Here is a 17,505-nt window from a genome sequence, read left to right as displayed (position 1 = left end):
CCACCCCACAGCGCCGCTTTGCAGCGAGCTGCACAGTGCTTTCCTTGCCCCCATTGGGCGGTAAGAACAATTATAGCCTTTAACCACTGCGCCGGTTTCAGTATGGAAAGCGCAGACCAGCGGAACATAAAATGACAGAACCTGACATCACAACTGACCTGATCAAGGCTCATGGCCTTTCGCCCGACGAATACGACCGTATTCTAGAAATACTGGGCCGTGCGCCGAATTTCACCGAACTTGGCATTTTCTCTGCCATGTGGAACGAGCATTGTTCGTATAAATCCTCGAAGAAGTGGTTGCGCACCTTGCCGACCACTGGCCCGCAAGTCATCTGCGGCCCCGGCGAGAATGCGGGCGTGGTCGATATTGGCGACGGTCAGGCCGTGATCTTCAAGATGGAAAGCCACAACCACCCCAGCTACATTGAACCCTATCAGGGGGCGGCAACAGGTGTGGGCGGCATTCTGCGCGATGTCTTCACCATGGGCGCGCGGCCCATTGCAGCCATGAACGCGCTGAGCTTTGGCGAAACCAGCCACCCCAAGACCACCCATCTGGTGCGCGGTGTGGTCGAGGGGGTTGGCGGCTATGGCAACGCTTTTGGTGTGCCGACGGTCGGCGGCGAAGTGCGGTTTCACAAGGCCTATAACGGCAATTGTCTGGTCAACGCCTTTGCGGCAGGGCTGGCCGATGCGGACAGCATTTTCTATTCGGCAGCGTCAGGCGTCGGTATGCCCGTGGTCTATCTGGGCGCAAAGACAGGCCGCGACGGGGTTGGCGGGGCGACGATGGCCAGCGCCGAATTCGACGACACAATCGAGGAAAAGCGCCCCACAGTGCAGGTGGGCGACCCGTTCACCGAAAAGCGCCTGCTGGAAGCCTGCCTTGAATTGATGGCCTCCGGCGCCGTGATTTCCATTCAGGACATGGGCGCGGCGGGTCTGACCTGCTCGGCCGTCGAGATGGGCGACAAGGGCGGGCTTGGCATCAAGCTGCAACTCGATCAGGTGCCCCAGCGCGAGCAGGCGATGACGGCCTATGAGATGATGCTGTCAGAGAGCCAAGAGCGGATGCTGATGGTGCTCAAGCCCTCCAAAGAAGCCGAGGCCCGCGCGATTTTCGAGAAATGGGATCTGGATTTTGCCATCGTTGGCGAAACCATTGCCGAGGACCGCTTCCTGATCCTGCATGGCAATGATGTAAAAGCCGATCTGCCGCTGTCGAAACTGTCCTCCAGCGCGCCCGAATATGACCGCCCTTGGGTGGAAACACCGCCAGCGCCCGCGTTGGGGGATTTCCCCGAAATCGGCCCGATAGAGGCGCTGCGCGCCCTGATCGCCGCCCCCTCTTACGCGCATAAAGCATGGGTGTGGGAACAGTATGACACGCAAGTCATGGCCGACACAGTGCGCACGCCCGGCCTTGGCGCAGGTGTGGTGCGCGTGCACGGCACTGACAAGGCGCTGGCCTTCACCAGCGATGTGACCCCGCGCTACGTGCGCGCCAACCCTTACGAGGGCGGCAAGCAAGCCGTGGCCGAGGCGTATCGCAACCTCTGCGCTGTCGGTGCGCGGCCCTTGGCCAGCACGGATAACCTGAATTTCGGCAACCCTGAAAAGCCCGAAATCATGGGCCAGCTTGTCGGTGCGATCAAAGGGATCGGCGCTGCCTGTGCGGCGCTGGACATGCCCATCGTGTCGGGCAATGTCAGCCTGTATAACGAAACCGATGGCCAGCCCATTCTGCCCACACCGACCATTGGCGCGGTGGGCCTGATTGACACGCTGGACGACATCATCAGCGGCTTGCCAGAGAATGGCGATCTGGCGCTGGTGATCGGCGACGGCATTGGCCATCTGGGGCAATCCGCCCTGCTGGCTGAGGCATTCGGGATTGAGGATGGCGATGCGCCCGCAGTCGATCTGGACATGGAGCGGCGCAATGGCGAGTTTCTGCGCGCCAACCGCGAACTGGTCAAGGCGGCGACCGATCTGTCAGATGGCGGCCTTGCCTTGGCCGCCTTCGAGATGGCCGAGGCAGCGGGCTTGGGCATCACGCTGAATGCAGACCAGATTGCCGACCTGTTTGGCGAGGATCAGGCGCGCTATCTGATCGCGTGCAGCTTCGATCAGGCCGAGGCGCTGATGGTGGCCGCTGGACAAGCCGGTGTCACGCTGACAACAGCCGGGCGCTTTGGCGGCGATCAGGTAAAGTTCGGCGGCGACAGTGCTGCGCTGTCAGATTTGTCTGCGCTCTATCGCGGGGCCTTTGCACATGCCATCGGTGACGCTTGATCTGTCCTTGTGCGGGGATTACCTTGCACACAGCTAGAATAGGAACCGCAAGATGGCCATAACTGTCGAAGAACTGGAAACCCTGCTGAAAGAGGGCTTCCCCTCTGCCAAGATCACCATCACCGACCTTGCAGGGGACGGAAACCATTATGCAGCGGAAGTGATTGACGAAAGCTTCCGTGGCCTGAACCGCGTGCAGCAACAACGCGCAGTCTATGCCACGCTGAAGGGCAAGATGGACGGCAATCATGGCGAATTGCACGCCCTTGCGCTGACCACCAAAGCCCCCGAATAAGACCCAAAACACGCCCGAAAGGACCCGCCATGAGCGCCGAAGACCAGATCAAGCAAACTGTCGAAGCCAATGATGTCGTGCTGTATATGAAAGGCACGAAAACCATGCCGCAATGTGGCTTTTCCAGCCGTGTTGCAGGGGTGCTGAACTTCATGGGTGTGGAATATACTGATGTGAATGTGCTGGCCGATGACAGCGTGCGCCAAGGCATCAAGGACTACTCCGACTGGCCCACCATCCCGCAGCTTTACGTCAAGGGCGAGTTTGTGGGCGGCTGCGACATCATCACCGAAATGACCCTGTCGGGCGAGCTGGACCAGTTGTTCGAGGCCAAGGGCGTCACCTATGACAAGGACGCCGCCGAGAAAATCCGCGAGGCGAATGCCTGAACCCGATGCCCCCGCATCTGCGCAACAGCCCGGCCAATCTGGCCGGGTTTTTTTGTGCCTTACCCTTGGGGCGCAAGCGGGGTGTTGACCAGCGCGTACAAGATACACGATGACGGGTTGAAGGGCTTTGCGGTCGGCAAGGCGACGCACCAAGCGCGGAATCAAGGGCGTCAGCCCGCCGCGCATCGCCGGGCCGCACCCACGGCACGGCGATTTGGCTGACACAGGCGCAACGCTCTGATCTTGCTCGGATTTGGCTGGCATAAAGTGCTATAAATCAACCGGGGATCGCCGCACCGCGGCCCGACGCTGCGCGGCTTTGCACCCGGAAATGCAATGCCTGCAAAGTCCCGCATACCCGCCCCTCGCCCCCTAATGGCGACCGCAGCGAGAAGCATTACCGGCCCGTCCAGCGCCGCTGGCCACTGGCTTGTGCAACGCTGCGGATGCTGACTGTGCCCCCCGAAGCGCTCAACGCCAGCGCGCCGCTTTGGCGCAAATCGCGCGGGCTGATGATCTGGCACGGCGCCTGCCGCGCATCGGAGTGTTGCGTCACAACCACAATCCGGCCGGGCAGGCAGACGGCCTCCAACTGCGCCAAGGCGCGTTGGCCTGCCAGATGCACCACGTCGAACCCGCCCCCGCGCAGATGTACCACAGTGTCACGCGGATCGAACCCGCTGCGGGCATGGGCGTCGGCCTGCGTTGCACTGTCGCCATCCGCCCTCAGCCAGCTTTCAGCCGTGAAACTGCCCGCGCGCGCACGGCTGAGCATGCGCGGGCCACCCTCCGGCATCAGCCCGACCACTTCGCCCTCGCGCGCGATCAGCAGGGTCGGGCGCGGGGTTTCAGCCCAGAAAATCAGCGCCAGCGCCATCACCGGCACCCCCGCCCAGCGCAACCGCCCCTGCCACACGATCACCCACAAGGCCCCAAGCACCAATGCCGGGATCACGCTCGGCGCGGGTTGCGCCACGGGCATCACCGCCCCCTCCAACCCGCTGACAAAGGCCGAGACATGCAAGATCCAGCCAATCGCCGGCCCCATCAGCTTCAACCCGATCCATTCCAGCCCGAAGGGCGCAAGCAGGGCTGCCAGCACTGCCGCTGGCATGACCACCAGACCCATCAAGGGCACCGCCAGCAGATTGGCAATCAGCCCGTATTCCGCAATCCGGTTGAAACTGGCCGCTGCAATCGGCGCGGTCGCAATGCCCGCGACCAGCGAGCAGATCACCACACTGACCACAGGCCAGACCCAGCGCGGAATACGCGCGCGCCAGCCCCGTTCCTGTGTCAGCCATTGGAACACCGCGACCAGTGCAACCGTGGCGGCAAAGCTCATCTGAAACCCCGCCTGCACCAGCGCTTCGGGCCGCAAAAGCAAGATCAGCGTCGCCGCCATCGCCACGGAGCGCAGCGAGATTGCGCGCCGGTCCAGCAGCACTGCCACCAGCATCACCGCCACCATGATATAGGCACGTTCAGTGGCAACATTGCCCCCCGACAGCACCAGATAGAACGCCCCCGCCGCCAACGCGCCCAAAGCGGCCAACTTGCGCGTGGGCGCGCGCAGCGCGAACGCTGGCACCATTGCCATGACCAGCCGCAACAGGCCAAACACAAACCCCGTCAACAGCCCCATATGCAGCCCCGATATCGCCAGCAGATGCGCAAGGTTTGAGCGGCGCAATTCCTCCATCTGCGCCTGCGCGATGCCAGAGCGGTCGCCCGTCAGGATCGCCGCAGCAAACCCGCCCCTGTCGCCCGGCAAATGCGCCTGCACCGCGCCCGATATCTTCATGCGCAACCGGTGAATGCGCAAGCCTGCCGCCCCTTGGTCCGCCGGGGCCAGCGCCAGCACCGGCACGCGGGTATAGCCGACCGCACCCAACCGCTCGAACCATGCAAGACGCCGGAAATCAAAGCCGCCGGGTTCTGACGGGGCGGGCGGCGGGGCCAGATGGCCGGTTGTGGCCACACGCAAGCCCGGCTCGGGCGTGATGAACCCCTGATCGCCATGCAATGAGATGCGCACCCGCTCCGGCGTGCGCGCATGCGCCACCCGTTCCAGCACGACCTGATCCAATGTCAGGCGCAGCGCATCCGTGGCCGAACGGTCAATCCTGACAATCCGCCCCTCAATCGGGCCAAAATAGCGGTATTGCAGCACCGGGGCCGAGACGAGCGCCGCCCGCGCCCCTGCCGCCAAGGTCCCCGCCGCAACCAAGGCGCAGACCAGCATCAGGGGCGCAATGTCTTCGGGCACACGGCGCGACAGCAGCGCCAAAGCAAGGGCCAGCCCCCCCACACCTGCCCATTCCAGCGCCACAGGGTCGCGCGGCAGCGCAAAGTAGATGCCGATGCCGATGGCCAGCAACACAGGCACGAACAAGACCAATCGCCCGCGCTGCGCTGCGATGGCCGAAACCAGCGCTGCGGGCACCTGCGCTGGGCGCAGCAGAGAAAAGGTCAACACGCGCACCCTTGTTTCCCCCCCCATCCTTGCCTAGAACCCAAGCTCAGATCCTGACGCGAAACTGGTTTCCAAAAGGTTAATCTCACCATGTCCTCTCCTGTCGTGACGCGCTTTGCCCCCTCGCCCACTGGATTCCTGCATATTGGCGGGGCGCGCACGGCGCTGTTCAACTGGCTTTATGCGCGCGGGCGCGGCGGCAAGTTCCTGTTGCGCATCGAAGATACCGACCGCGCCCGCTCCACCCCTGAAGCGACACAGGCCATTCTGGCCGGGCTGACATGGCTGGGGCTGGACTGGGATGGGGAGCCAGTCAGCCAGTTTGACCGCGCAGACCGCCATGCCGAAGTCGCGCATCAGATGCTGGCCTCGGGCGATGCGTATAAGTGCTTCAGCACCCAAGACGAGATCGAGGCGTTCCGCGAATCGGCCCGCGCGGAGGGCCGCTCGACGCTGTTTCACTCGCCTTGGCGCGATGCCAGCCCCGACACACACCCCGACGCGCCCTTTGCGATTCGGGTCAAGGCCCCGCTGGACGGCGAGACGCTGATCGACGATCAGGTGCAGGGACAGGTCCGCATCCGCAATAACCAGTTGGACGATATGATCGTGCTGCGCTCTGACGGCAGCCCCACCTATATGCTGGCCGTTGTGGTCGATGACCATGATATGGGCGTGACCCATGTCATTCGTGGCGATGACCACTTGAACAATGCCGCGCGGCAGATGCTTGTCTACCGCGCCATGGGCTGGGATGTGCCAATCTGGGCGCATATCCCGCTAATTCATGGCCCCGATGGAAAGAAACTGTCCAAACGCCACGGCGCGCTTGGGGTCGAGGAATATCAGCAGATGGGCTATCCGGCAGCGGCCATGCGCAACTACCTTGCGCGGCTGGGCTGGAGCCATGGCAATGACGAATTCTTCACCGATGCGCAGGCGCGCGAGTGGTTCGATATCAGTGGCATAGGCAAATCGCCCGCGCGGCTGGACTTCAAGAAACTCGACCATCTGACAGCGCAGCACACCAGCGTTGCCGACGATGCTGCGCTGCTGCATGAATTAGAAGCCTATCTTGCCGCGACGCAAGCGCCTGCACTGACCGATGCGCAGCGCGCAGGGCTTTTGCGGGCCATGCCTCTGGTCAAGGACAAGGCAAAAGGTTTCGCGCAAATGCTTGAAAAAGCGCATTTTATACTCACCCAACGCCCCATTGCGCCAGACGAGAAAGCAGCCGCTGCACTCGATGATGTATCCCGTAGTATACTGAAGGAATTGACGCCGCGCCTGCAAACTGCTAGGTGGGATCGAGAAATTTTGGAAGGGGTTGTCACCGAAGTCGCGCAGGCACACGGTCTGGGTCTAGGCAAGTTGGCGCAACCACTTCGCGCCGCTCTGGCCGGGCGCACGAACAGCCCCAGCGTTTTTGATATGATGATTATTCTGGACCGCGATGAAACGCTGGCCCGACTACAAGATGCAGTAACCTGAGCCGAAACGCCAACTGGCCGCTCGGTTCAGATCTGGGACCGCCTGTGGGATGAAACCTCGCAGGCTTTTTCGAAAGGATGAGGAATGGCGAACGGAAGCGAGACGGCAAAGCTGACCATCGGCGACAAGGTAATTGATCTTCCGATCATGAAACCTTCGGTCGGGCCGGATGTGGTGGATATCCGCAAGCTCTACGCGCAAGGCGATGTCTTCACCTATGACCCCGGCTTTACGTCTACGGCCTCGTGTTCGTCGACCATCACCTATATCGACGGTGACGCAGGCGAATTGCTGTATCGTGGCTATGCGATTGAGGATCTGGCTGAAAAGTCGCATTTTCTGGAATGTTGCTATCTGCTGCTTTATGGCGAATTGCCTTCTGCCGAAGATCTAGAGGATTTTGAAAGCCGCGTGACGCGGCACACCATGATCCACGAACAGATGCACAATTTCTTCCGCGGGTTCCGTCGTGACAGCCACCCAATGGCGATTATGACAGGTGTTGTGGGCGCAATGTCGGCCTTCTACCACGACTCGACCGACATCAACGACCCTTGGCAGCGAGAAGTGGCCGCGATCCGCATGATCGCAAAAATGCCCACCATCGCGGCAATGGCCTATAAGTATTCGGTCGGTCAGCCCTTTGTGTACCCCAAGAACAGCCTCGATTATTCCGGCAACTTCCTGCACATGTGCTTCGCAGTTCCCGCCGAGGAATATGTCGTCGACCCGATCCTGAGCCGCGCAATGGACCGGATCATGATGCTGCATGCCGATCATGAGCAGAACGCCTCGACCTCGACCGTGCGTCTGGCAGGGTCTTCGGGGGCGAACCCCTTTGCCTGCGTCGCGGCGGGCATAGCCTGCCTATGGGGTCCGGCACATGGCGGCGCGAATCAGGCCTGCCTTGAAATGCTGCGCGAAATTGGCACTGTGGACCGCATCCCGGAATTCATTGCACGCGCCAAGGACAAGGAAGACCCGTTCAAGCTGATGGGCTTTGGCCATCGCGTCTACAAGAATTTCGATCCGCGCGCGAAGGTCATGAAGCAATCCGCCGATGAGGTTCTGGGCCTGCTGGGGATTGAAGACAATGAGACGCTGAAAGTCGCCAAGGAGTTGGAGCGGATCGCGCTGGAGGATGATTATTTCGTCTCCAAGAAGCTGTATCCGAATGTCGATTTCTATTCCGGCATCATTCTCGAAGCGATGGGCTTTCCCACCTCGATGTTCACACCGATTTTTGCGCTGTCGCGCACAGTTGGCTGGATTTCGCAGTGGAAAGAGATGATCTCGGACCCAGAGCAGAAAATCGGTCGCCCGCGCCAGCGCTATACAGGCGCGCCACGCCGCGAATATACCGAAATCGAAGACAGATAGGCCGCGCGCGCCCTGCCTTGTCACACGCCGCCCCATTCGGGGCGGCGTCTTTCTTTTCATGCCCCTTGGAACCGCGCGCCGCCAAGGCTACTTGTCAGACATGAAACACACGCTTCCAATTTTGACGCTCGTCGCCACAGCGGCCTTTCTGGTCTCGCCTTTTGTGGCAGACCCGTTCATGGGCTTTGATCCTCAGCGCTTTCCCGTGCCGCAGATCGACCCGCCAGTGCAGCCCGCAGGCTATGCCTTTTCGATCTGGGGGCTGATCTATGTGTGGCTGGCGGTTCTGGCGGTGGTCGGTGTGATACTGCGGCGCGACGCCCTCGCATGGCAACCGGTGCATCTGCCGCTCACGCTCAGCCTTGGGCCGGGGGCATTGTGGCTGTGGGTGGCAGGGTTCGCGCCCCTTACCGCGACAGTGCTGATTTTCTGGATGCTGGGCTGCGCAATCTGGGCGCTTCTGCGCACGCCAGCACAGGATCGCTGGCTGTTGCGCGTGCCAGTGGCCCTCTATGCGGGCTGGCTGACAGCGGCGGCGCATGTGTCACTGGGCGTTGCCATTGGCGGCTATGGCCTTGCCTCTGGCGAATTGGCGGCGGTGATCGCTGTGGCGGGGGCCACGCTTGTGGCACTGGCCGTCGGCTGGACGCGCCCTGATGCGCCTGAATATTCTGCGGCCGTGATCTGGGCCTTCATAGCTGTAATCGTGGCCAACCTGCCGGAAGCGATAGCTGTCACCGGGGCAACGCTGGTTGCATTGCTGCTGGTGGCCGCCATGACCGCGTGCGGGCTTTGGGCTGGACAGCGCAAACCCGCCCTGTAACACAAGGCCAATGACCCAATCGGCGGAGCCTGACATGCCCCATGACCCCCTGATCTTTGCACCCGATGGCAGCGTCACACGCCTGCGCGCCATCATGGCCGCGCTGCGCGACCCTGAAAGCGGTTGCCCTTGGGATATCGAGCAGGATTTCGCCTCTATCGCGCCCTATACGATTGAAGAAGCCTATGAGGTGGCCGATGCGATCGAGCGGCAGGACTGGCCCGCGCTGCAAGGAGAGTTGGGCGATCTGCTGTTGCAAGTCGTCTATCATGCACAAATCGCCGAAGAGGCAGGGCATTTCACCTTCCACGACATCGCCCGCAGCATTTCCGACAAGATGCTCGCCCGCCATCCGCATGTCTTTGGCGATGAGAGCCGCGACAAAAGCGCCGAACAACAGGTGGCCGATTGGGAAAAGCTGAAAGCGGTTGAGCGCGCAGCCCGCGATCAGGGCGGGGTGCTGGATGATGTGGCCCTTGGCCTGCCCGCGCTGATGCGCGCCGTAAAGCTGCAAAAACGCGCGGCACGGGTGGGGTTTGACTGGCCCCAGACCGCGCAAGTGATCGACAAGATTGTCGAGGAAGCGCAAGAATTGCATGAGGCAAAAGACACGCTGACACAGGCCGAGGTGGCCGAGGAATTTGGCGATCTGCTCTTCGTCATGGCCAATCTGGCGCGGCATCTCGAGGTTGACCCCGAAGATGCGCTGCGCGCCGCCAATGCCAAATTCACCCGCCGTTTCCGCGCTATTGAGGCCGCTCTTGCCACTGAGGGGCGCACCCCGGCGCAAAGCAATCTGGACGAAATGGACAGCTTGTGGAATGCCGCCAAAACCCAAGAGAAAGCCGATGCAGCCCGATGACCAGACATTGACGGTGGAGGGGCTGAACCCTGCCGGGCGCGGGTCAATCCTGCTCTTGGCCTGCGGGGCATTGGCGCGTGAAATACTGGCGCTGCGCGCGGTAAATGGCTGGACGCATATGGACCTGCTGTGCCTGCCCGCCAATCTACACCTGTGGCCGGACCGTATTCCCGATGCAGTGGAAAAAGCCGTTCTGGAACACCGCTCGAGGTATGACAGCATTTTCGTGGTCTATGCCGATTGCGGCACGGGTGGATTGCTACAGGCGCGCTGCGCAGAGTTGGGCGTCGAGATGGTGGAAGGGCCGCATTGTTATGCGTTCTTTGAAGGAGTCGAGGAATTTGCTGCCAAGGGCGACAGTGAAATGACCGCCTTTTACCTGACCGATTTTCTGGTGCGCCAGTTTGATGCCTTTGTCTGGAAACCGATGGGCTTTGACCGCCATCCCGAACTGATCGAGATGATGTTCGGCAATTACACGAAACTGATCTATCAGGCCCAGACCGATGACCCAGCGCTGGACGCCAAGGCGCAGATTTGTGCCGAGCGGTTGGGGCTGGCGTATGAGCGGCGGTTTACCGGCTATGGCGATCTGGGCCGCGCGCTGGCCGCACGGGCATAAGGGGCGCTGCCCCTCTTTCGCCTTCGGCTCAATTCACCCCGGAGTATTTCGGGCAAGAAAATGATCACGCATGGCGGATGAAATAGGCCGTCGCCCCATCACGCGCCTCGGATGTCAGCAATTCATGGCCTGATTCTGCACAGAAATGCGGGATATCGACCACGGCGGCAGGGTCACTTGCGAGCACGCACAAGACCTGCCCCGATGCCATGGATTTCAGACGCTTGCGCGCCTTCAGGACCGGCAGCGGACATAGCAGCCCGACCGCGTCAAGTTCGATATCCGCCTTCATGCGCGCCGGCGCCTGCCACGCGGGGGGGCGGGGGGGCGGTTCACGCCCTCAGTCAGCAAAGCTGTCATCGGATGGTCTGGCGCGGTGGGCGCATATTGCGCCAGCAAGTCCTGCATGGCCTGTCGCTGGTCACTATCCTGCGGCAGGCTGAGCGCCCAGTCGATCAGGATCGAGCGGCACTCGCCATCCGAGATGCCCTCGATCAGATAGCTTTCGCGGATCAGCCCTTTCGGGTCATTGGCGGGCGTCATGGTCAGTCATATCCTTCACAGGGCCGCTTTCGACGAGGGTTGACGCAATCAGGGCTTGCGCGACGTGGCAGCGCTCTTGCAGGCGCGTCGCAAGCGCGTCGGTGGTTTTTGCACCTGCTGATGCCAAGATAAACTTTTGTCCGCCGGGGCCAAGCTGATCAATGTCGGAAATCTTGTCTGCCAGCAAGCGCCCCGTGGCCTGCATCGTCCAGCACAGCCGGTAGGCCTGCAATATCTGCGCTTCGGAGTGTGCATCCATAACGCCCGCCTTGACGCCCGCGCGCAACTGCGCCTCGACCCTGCGTGCAGGGTTGCCTGCGCGCAAGGCGCAAAATTGTGCAATCAGTTCAATATCCATCAGCCGCCCCGGCCCCGATTTGGCATCCCACAGCCCATGCGCCGGTTTCGCCTCGGCCAGTCGCGCGCGCATGTCGCTGACATCCTTGTAGATGCTCGGGCCGGTCGATTTTTCGGCCAGAAGCTGGCGGCGCAAAGCCTCGATCTTTTCCCCTAGCGCCACCGATCCCGCGACGCGGCGCGCGCGTGTCAGGGCCAAATGCTCCCAGGTCCAAGCCTCAATGCGCTGATAATTCTCGAATGCGGACAGGCTTGTGGCGACCGGTCCCTGCCGACCCGAAGGGCGCAGGCGCATATCGACCTCGTACAGGCGGCCTTCGGCAGTGGGGGCGCTCAGCGCGGTGAGGAACGCCTTGGTCAGCCGCGCAAAATAGCTGCGCGCATCCAGCGGACGGCGGCCTTCGGACATGTCTGCGGCATCGGCATCATAAATCACGATCAGGTCCAGATCCGACACCGCATTCAAGCGCCCCGCCCCAAGCGAGCCCATACCCAGCACCACCGCCCCCTGCCCCGGCGGGTCCCCATGCTTGGCGCTGAACTCTGCCACCACCACAGGCCAGAGGGCCGTCAGCACCGCTTCGGCGAGTGAGGCATATTCCGCGCCCGCCTCGAACGCGTCAATCAGCCCGCGCAGGTGATGCACACCCACACGGAAATGCCATTCCCGCGCCCAGATGCGGGCGGCGTCCAACTGACGCTCATAATCGTCGATCTGCGCCAAACGGTCGGCCAGTTCCTTGTGCAGCGCCGCAGTGCCGGGCCATTGCGCGAAGAACCCACCGCCAATGACCGCATCAAACACGGCCGCATTGCGCGACAGATAGGCGGCCAAGCGCGGCGCTGTTGCGCATATGTCAACAATCAGGTCGATAAGCTGTGGATTGGCCTCGAACAGCGAGAAAAGTTGCACCCCTGCGGGCAGACCGCTCAGGAAGCGGTCGAATTGCACCAGCGCCGCGTCAGGGTCGCCCGCGTCTTGCAATTTGGTCAGGATCAACGGGCGCACCCGTTTGAAAATTTCCTGCGCACGACCGGAGCGCAAGGCCGCATAGCTGGGCCAGCCCGCAATCAGGTCTTGCGCGGCCTCGGACAGATCGGGTTCAGCCTCGGTCGCGGTGTCGGGGGCGAAAAAGCCCTCGGTCAGCTCGGCCACATGTTTCAAGCGCCCCTCCAGCCGGGTGCGAAAGGCATTGGTGTCGCCCTCGCCGACAAAGCGCGCGATGCGGTCGAACCCCTCGGGGCTGGTGGGCAGTTTCTGGGTCTGGGCATCCTGCACCATTTGCAACCGATGCTCGATTTCCCGATGCTCAATGTAATGGGCCGTCAGTTTTTCGGCCACGTCTTGCGGAATCCAGCCTTTCGCCGCCAAGGCCGCCAGCCCTTCGACTGTGCGCGGGCTGCGCAAGTCGGGGTCGCGCCCGCCTGCGATCAACTGGCGCGTCTGGGTGAAAAACTCGATCTCTCGAATGCCGCCCTGCCCCAGCTTGAGGTCATGCCCCTCAAGCGCCAGCGCGCCGCCCAAACCCTTATGGGCCTTGATCTTCAGGCGCATGTCATGGGCATCCTGAATTGCGGCGAAATCCAGATGCTTGCGCCACACGAAGGGCCGCAAGGTCTCAAGAAACCGCGCACCCGCGTCCAGATCGCCCGCACAGGGGCGCGCCTTGATATAGGCCGCCCGCTCCCATGTACGCCCAAGGCTTTCATAATAGCGCTCGGCCGCTTCCATCGACAGGCAGACAGGGGTGACCGACGGGTCGGGGCGCAGACGCAGATCGGTGCGAAAGACATAGCCCTCATCCGTGTAATCGGACAACAGCCCGCACAGCTTGCGCGTGATGCGCAGAAAACTGGCGCGCGCCTCGTGGTAGTCATCTGTGCTGAAGCGCTGCTCGTCAAACAGGCAGATCAGGTCGATATCGGAAGAGTAGTTCAACTCCCGCGCGCCCATCTTGCCCATGGCCAGCACGACCATGCCAGCACCGGTCGCGGCATCTTCCGCTGTGGCACCGGGCAGCTTCCCCCGCCGGATTTCATCGCCGACAAGGGTGGTCAGCGCCACATGCGTGGCGCGGTCCGCCAGATCACTCAGCGCGCCTGTCACCTGATCCAGCGACCATACACCGCCCAGATCAGCCAAGGCGGCCAGCAACCCGATACGCCGCTTGGCTTGCCGCAGCCGCGCCGACAGATCAGGCAGGGCCGTCTCATCAAGGGCGGCGAGTTCATCAGCAAGGCTGGTTGCGGGATCACGCGACAGCGCCGCCGCGATCCAGTCGCGTTCGCGCGACATGAGCGTGCGCAAATAAGGGCTGCATCCGGCGGCACCCGCCACCAGATCAGCCATCTTGCCGGTCAATTCCGCAAAGCTGGCACGCGCCTCTGTACCGGATTCGGCATCATAAGGTAGGGGCACGCGTGTCAGGGAACCAAATGTCATCAGAAAAGAATGCACCGCCTGAACAGCGAGGTCAATTCCCTTAACCACCTCATTAGACGCGAAAAACTCTGGATGAGGGCGGCAATTCGGGACTTTGGGGCCCCATACGGTTGCGGTATCATAAAAATTTCGCTTGCCACAATTGGTCAGTTTATTTTACCACTTCCACAGAGGGAGGAGCGACTAAGCGAAATGTTGGCTGTCATGCGCAATTTTATTGCGCTTGATCCGCGCTTTTCTCTTGACGCATCACACCCGAACAGGGTGGATATCGGGACCAAGGTCCAACAACCGGAGGAATAAGAATGAATAAACTGCTAATTACAACGGCATTGACGGCGAGCGTCGCAGCCGGCGCTGTTCAGGCGCAGGAGCGTATTCGCTGGCAAGTGCCGATGAGCTTTGCCTCGACACTGACCGCCCTTGGCGACACGATGCCATGGGTTGCCGAACAACTGTCGGCAGTATCCGGCGGCAATATCGACCTGCGTGTGGCAGAGCCGGGCGCTGTGGTGCCTGCACTGTCAATCTTCGAGAACGTGTCAGAAGGCAATATCGACGCGGGCTACAGCTGGATGGGTTATGAGTGGGGCACTGTTCCTGCTGCCGCGCTGTTCGGCGCAACACCCTTCGGCCTGGAGTCGATGGAATTTCTGGCATGGATGACCCATCACGGCGGGCAGGAACTGCTGGAAGAAACCTTCCACCAGTACAATGTGCACCCCGTTCTGTGTGGCACGATCAGCCCCGAAACCGCTGGCTGGTTCCGCTCCGAGATGAACACTGTTGAGGATCTGCAAGGTCTGCGCTTCCGTGCGGCAGGTGTCGGCGGCGAAATCTTCGGCGAATTCGGCATGTCGGTGACATTGCTGCCGGGCGGTGAGCTGTATCAAGCCCTTGAAACAGGCAACCTTGACGGGACCGAGTTCTCGCTGCCCACAGTGGACGAGCAGCTTGGCTTCTATCAGGTGGCCGATTACCTCTATATGCCGGGCTGGCACCAGCCTTCGACAAACCAGTTCCTGTATGTCAATCTTGACGTCTGGAACGGGCTGGAAGATCAGACACGCGCTATGATCGAGACCACTTGCATGGCGGGCAATGCCTATGCCATCGCACGGGCCGAAGCGCTTCAGGGCGCCTCGATCACACGGTTTGAAGAACGCGGCACCAATGTGCGCACCTACTCGGATGAGCAGATCGCCGCATTCTACGAAGCGACACAGACTGTGATGGGCCGTTGGTCCGAAGAGGATGAAATGTTCGGCAAGGTCTATGCCTCCATGATGGATTTCCAAGCTGAACTGCGTCCGTGGAAAGAGCAAGGCTACCTGCCACGTGACTGGCAGTCGCGGATCGAAGACTGATCCGATCTGACTTGATACTGGGCCGCGTCTGTTTCAGGCGCGGCCTTTTGTCAAACGCCGTAATCGGGCACACTGCCCCAGATCTCAGTCCTCTCAGAGGAGGCGATGCATGTCACAGACAAACAGTCCGTTCGAGGTCGATCTGGAAAAGGTCGAGGAAGCCGGGGCCCGCAGCCACGGGCTAAGTTTCCCGCGCACATGGGCATCGGACATAATCGAGACCGTGCTTGGCTCGCTTTCCTATATTCTGAACACAATCTGGTTCGTGCTGGTTCTGATCATCGTCGTGAACGTGACCATGCGCTATGCATTGGGGATCAATTACGTCTGGGTTGAGGAAGTGCAGTGGCACATCTACGCAGTGGGCTTCATGTTCGGCATCGGTTACGCCTTGATGCATGATTCACATGTCCGCGTTGATGTGCTGGCCGCGACCTTTCGCCCGACCACACGCGCCTGGATCGAAATGATTTCGATTGTCGTGATCATTCTGCCGATGTGCTGGCTGATTATCAGCTATGGCATTCCGTTTGTCGAAGCGTCTTACAATCGCAATGAACGCTCGTCAGCGCCCGGTGGGTTGCCCAATCGCTGGATGATCAAAAGCGTCATCGTGCTGGCCTTTGCCTATATCGGGCTTGCGGCATTCGCGCGGTTGTTGCGGGTCACATGCTTTCTGTTCAATTTCCCGCGCGCTCGGGCCACGAAATAACTGACTGATCGCAGGCCCCAAAGCGGGTTGCGCAAGGTTTCATCACAGGGAATACGGGATGGAAACGAACGAAATCCTCGTTGTGTCGATGCTGGTGTCTTTCATCGCGCTGATCTTCACAGGAATACCAGTGGCATGGGCGTTGGCTGGTGTGTCGATCGGGTTCAGCTTCATTGCCATCTATGGCTTCGACATGTTCGGTTGGGACACGTATTTCCTGACCGATTTCCGGATTTTCGGCATATTCGTCCAGCGCATCTGGGGACAGATGTCGAACTGGATTCTGGTGGCGCTGCCGATGTTCATTTTCATGGGGCTGATGCTGGAACGCTCGGGCGTCACAGAAAAGCTGATGGAGAATTTCATCCAGTTGTTCGGGCGCTTTCGCGGAGGTCTGGCACTGGGTGTGGTGCTGATCGGCATTCTGCTGGCGGCCTCGACAGGGATCGTGGGCGCGTCGGTGGTGTTGCTCGCCCTTCTGTCCATGCCGATCATGTTGAAGCAAGGTTATAACAAGGGCTTTGCGTCCGGGGTTGTCGCTTCGGCTGGCACGTTGGGCATTCTGATTCCGCCCTCGATCATGCTGATCATCATGGCCGACCAGATGTCAGTCTCGGTGGGCAACCTGTTCATGGGCGCGCTGATACCGGGGCTGATGTTGGGCGTGTTCTACATCATCTACATCATGGGGGCGGCAACCTTCTTCAAGAACCTTGCCCCTGCCCCGACTGATCTGCCCCCCGTCACGATGAAGCTTGTTCTGAGCACATTGCTGGCTGTGGTGCCACCGCTGCTGCTGATCTTTGCGGTGCTTGGCTCGATCTTCTTCGGCATCGCCACCCCGACCGAGGCGGCGGGCGTCGGCGCATTCGGCGCAACCCTGCTGGCGGCAGCCAATGGGCGTCTGACACTGGCCGTGCTGAAAGACGTGGGCATGAAAACCACGCTGACCACGTCTTTCATCTTCGGCATCTTTCTGGGTGCCACGATGTTCGCGGTTGTCATGCGCCAACTCGGCGGCGATGATTTCATCACCCAATCGCTGCAAGCGCTGCCATTCGGCCCTTCAGGTGTGGTTCTGACCATCCTGTTCATCGCCTTTCTGGCGGGGTTCTTCCTCGACTGGCTGGAAATCTCGCTGATCATGCTGCCGCTGGTCGCACCTGTGGTGGTGATCCTTGGCTTTGATCAGATTTGGTTCATCGTGTTGTTCGCGGTGGTCTTGCAAACCTCGTTCCTGACGCCGCCAGTGGGCTTTTCACTGTTCTACCTCAAGGGCGTTGCCCCCCCCAGCGTGACAATCATCGACATCTACAAGGGCGTGATCCCGTTCGTGTTATTGCAGATGCTGGCGGTGATCATGGTGTTCATCTTCCCGCAACTGGTGCTGTGGTTGCCGGGGCGGCTCTTGTAAGGGCGCGGCACGCAGACTATCACGACCAGACCCC

Annotated in this window: 15 protein-coding genes; 11 read left to right on the top strand and 4 right to left on the bottom strand. The window is 61.0% G+C overall.

All coding sequences use genetic code 11. The annotated features are described in order from the left end of the window. Nucleotides 1-131: 131 nt before the first annotated feature. The 3 genes from purL to grxD are packed head-to-tail and all read left to right on the top strand — an operon-like array spanning nucleotide 132 to nucleotide 2,981. The gene (purL, locus tag BD293_RS03420) at nucleotides 132-2,297 is read left to right on the top strand and encodes a phosphoribosylformylglycinamidine synthase subunit PurL (RefSeq protein WP_142079873.1); all 2,166 of its coding nucleotides are present in this window, start codon (nucleotides 132-134) and stop codon (nucleotides 2,295-2,297) included. A gap of 52 nt (nucleotides 2,298-2,349) precedes the next feature. Continuing rightward, complete coding sequence (locus tag BD293_RS03415; protein WP_142079872.1) at nucleotides 2,350-2,592, top strand: BolA/IbaG family iron-sulfur metabolism protein; 243 nt, start codon at nucleotides 2,350-2,352, stop codon at nucleotides 2,590-2,592. A gap of 29 nt (nucleotides 2,593-2,621) precedes the next feature. Next, the gene (grxD, locus tag BD293_RS03410) at nucleotides 2,622-2,981 is read left to right on the top strand and encodes a Grx4 family monothiol glutaredoxin (protein WP_071468448.1); all 360 of its coding nucleotides are present in this window, start codon (nucleotides 2,622-2,624) and stop codon (nucleotides 2,979-2,981) included. A gap of 397 nt (nucleotides 2,982-3,378) precedes the next feature. On the opposite strand, the gene BD293_RS03405 is transcribed toward grxD, so the two are convergent. Beyond that, complete coding sequence (locus BD293_RS03405) at nucleotides 3,379-5,460, bottom strand: ComEC/Rec2 family competence protein (RefSeq protein WP_246086197.1); 2,082 nt, start codon at nucleotides 5,458-5,460, stop codon at nucleotides 3,379-3,381. Between the two features lie 87 nt (nucleotides 5,461-5,547). Between BD293_RS03405 and gltX the strand changes: the two genes are divergently transcribed. From gltX to BD293_RS03380, 5 genes are all read left to right on the top strand, one after another. After that, on the top strand, nucleotides 5,548-6,948 hold the full coding sequence (gltX, locus tag BD293_RS03400) for a glutamate--tRNA ligase (protein ID WP_142079870.1): 1,401 nt from the start codon (nucleotides 5,548-5,550) through the stop codon (nucleotides 6,946-6,948). Nucleotides 6,949-7,032: 84 nt separating this feature from the next. Continuing rightward, on the top strand, nucleotides 7,033-8,328 hold the full coding sequence (locus BD293_RS03395; protein ID WP_142079869.1) for a citrate synthase: 1,296 nt from the start codon (nucleotides 7,033-7,035) through the stop codon (nucleotides 8,326-8,328). 58 nt (nucleotides 8,329-8,386) lie between these two features. After that, complete coding sequence (locus tag BD293_RS03390) at nucleotides 8,387-9,151, top strand: hypothetical protein (protein ID WP_246086196.1); 765 nt, start codon at nucleotides 8,387-8,389, stop codon at nucleotides 9,149-9,151. Between the two features lie 34 nt (nucleotides 9,152-9,185). Then, on the top strand, nucleotides 9,186-10,013 hold the full coding sequence (gene mazG / locus BD293_RS03385; RefSeq protein WP_142079868.1) for a nucleoside triphosphate pyrophosphohydrolase: 828 nt from the start codon (nucleotides 9,186-9,188) through the stop codon (nucleotides 10,011-10,013). Continuing rightward, entirely contained in the window at nucleotides 10,000-10,635 is a 636-nt protein-coding gene (locus BD293_RS03380) for a DUF1638 domain-containing protein (RefSeq protein WP_142079867.1), read from the top strand. The genes mazG and BD293_RS03380 overlap by 14 nt, the downstream gene beginning before the upstream one ends. Nucleotides 10,636-10,699: 64 nt before the next feature. Here the strand turns inward: BD293_RS03380 and BD293_RS03375 are convergent, their stop codons facing one another. Genes BD293_RS03375 through BD293_RS03365 form a run of 3 tightly spaced genes read right to left on the bottom strand, consistent with a single transcriptional unit; the run spans nucleotide 10,700 to nucleotide 13,978 of the window. Further along, entirely contained in the window at nucleotides 10,700-10,927 is a 228-nt protein-coding gene (locus tag BD293_RS03375) for a sulfurtransferase TusA family protein (RefSeq protein ID WP_142079866.1), read from the bottom strand. Beyond that, entirely contained in the window at nucleotides 10,924-11,178 is a 255-nt protein-coding gene (locus BD293_RS03370) for a hypothetical protein (protein ID WP_142079865.1), read from the bottom strand. The genes BD293_RS03375 and BD293_RS03370 overlap by 4 nt, the downstream gene beginning before the upstream one ends. After that, the gene (locus BD293_RS03365; RefSeq protein ID WP_142079864.1) at nucleotides 11,162-13,978 is read right to left on the bottom strand and encodes a bifunctional [glutamate--ammonia ligase]-adenylyl-L-tyrosine phosphorylase/[glutamate--ammonia-ligase] adenylyltransferase; all 2,817 of its coding nucleotides are present in this window, start codon (nucleotides 13,976-13,978) and stop codon (nucleotides 11,162-11,164) included. Before BD293_RS03365 ends, BD293_RS03370 begins: the two co-directional genes overlap by 17 nt. A gap of 305 nt (nucleotides 13,979-14,283) precedes the next feature. Here BD293_RS03365 and BD293_RS03360 point away from each other — a divergent pair, with 305 nt between their 5' ends. The 3 genes from BD293_RS03360 to BD293_RS03350 all read left to right on the top strand — a co-directional run bounded on the left by BD293_RS03360 (nucleotide 14,284) and on the right by BD293_RS03350 (nucleotide 17,471). Beyond that, the gene (locus BD293_RS03360; protein WP_142079863.1) at nucleotides 14,284-15,345 is read left to right on the top strand and encodes a TRAP transporter substrate-binding protein; all 1,062 of its coding nucleotides are present in this window, start codon (nucleotides 14,284-14,286) and stop codon (nucleotides 15,343-15,345) included. 109 nt (nucleotides 15,346-15,454) lie between these two features. Beyond that, nucleotides 15,455-16,057, top strand: a complete 603-nt coding sequence (locus BD293_RS03355; RefSeq protein ID WP_142079862.1) for a TRAP transporter small permease subunit — start codon at nucleotides 15,455-15,457, stop codon at nucleotides 16,055-16,057. A gap of 58 nt (nucleotides 16,058-16,115) precedes the next feature. Continuing rightward, nucleotides 16,116-17,471, top strand: a complete 1,356-nt coding sequence (locus BD293_RS03350) for a TRAP transporter large permease (RefSeq protein ID WP_142079861.1) — start codon at nucleotides 16,116-16,118, stop codon at nucleotides 17,469-17,471. Nucleotides 17,472-17,505: the final 34 nt, after the last annotated feature.

The organism is Roseinatronobacter monicus (genome assembly GCF_006716865.1).
GTDB classification, from domain to species: Bacteria; Pseudomonadota; Alphaproteobacteria; order Rhodobacterales; family Rhodobacteraceae; genus Roseinatronobacter; species Roseinatronobacter monicus.
This window is presented reverse-complemented; position numbering and strand designations above follow the sequence as displayed.

Excerpts from the sequence above, each read along its gene's own strand:
- purL (WP_142079873.1), top strand. The coding sequence starts at position 132 with ATGACAGAACCTGACATCACAACTGACCTGATCAAGGCTCATGGCCTT.
- BD293_RS03415 (WP_142079872.1), top strand. The coding sequence starts at position 2,350 with ATGGCCATAACTGTCGAAGAACTGGAAACCCTGCTGAAAGAGGGCTTC.
- grxD (WP_071468448.1), top strand. The coding sequence starts at position 2,622 with ATGAGCGCCGAAGACCAGATCAAGCAAACTGTCGAAGCCAATGATGTC.
- gltX (WP_142079870.1), top strand. The coding sequence starts at position 5,548 with ATGTCCTCTCCTGTCGTGACGCGCTTTGCCCCCTCGCCCACTGGATTC.
- BD293_RS03395 (WP_142079869.1), top strand. The coding sequence starts at position 7,033 with ATGGCGAACGGAAGCGAGACGGCAAAGCTGACCATCGGCGACAAGGTA.
- BD293_RS03390 (WP_246086196.1), top strand. The coding sequence starts at position 8,387 with ATGCCCCTTGGAACCGCGCGCCGCCAAGGCTACTTGTCAGACATGAAA.
- mazG (WP_142079868.1), top strand. The coding sequence starts at position 9,186 with ATGCCCCATGACCCCCTGATCTTTGCACCCGATGGCAGCGTCACACGC.
- BD293_RS03380 (WP_142079867.1), top strand. The coding sequence starts at position 10,000 with ATGCAGCCCGATGACCAGACATTGACGGTGGAGGGGCTGAACCCTGCC.
- BD293_RS03375 (WP_142079866.1), bottom strand. The coding sequence starts at position 10,927 with ATGAAGGCGGATATCGAACTTGACGCGGTCGGGCTGCTATGTCCGCTG.
- BD293_RS03370 (WP_142079865.1), bottom strand. The coding sequence starts at position 11,178 with ATGACGCCCGCCAATGACCCGAAAGGGCTGATCCGCGAAAGCTATCTG.
- BD293_RS03365 (WP_142079864.1), bottom strand. The coding sequence starts at position 13,978 with ATGACATTTGGTTCCCTGACACGCGTGCCCCTACCTTATGATGCCGAA.
- BD293_RS03360 (WP_142079863.1), top strand. The coding sequence starts at position 14,284 with ATGAATAAACTGCTAATTACAACGGCATTGACGGCGAGCGTCGCAGCC.
- BD293_RS03355 (WP_142079862.1), top strand. The coding sequence starts at position 15,455 with ATGTCACAGACAAACAGTCCGTTCGAGGTCGATCTGGAAAAGGTCGAG.
- BD293_RS03350 (WP_142079861.1), top strand. The coding sequence starts at position 16,116 with ATGGAAACGAACGAAATCCTCGTTGTGTCGATGCTGGTGTCTTTCATC.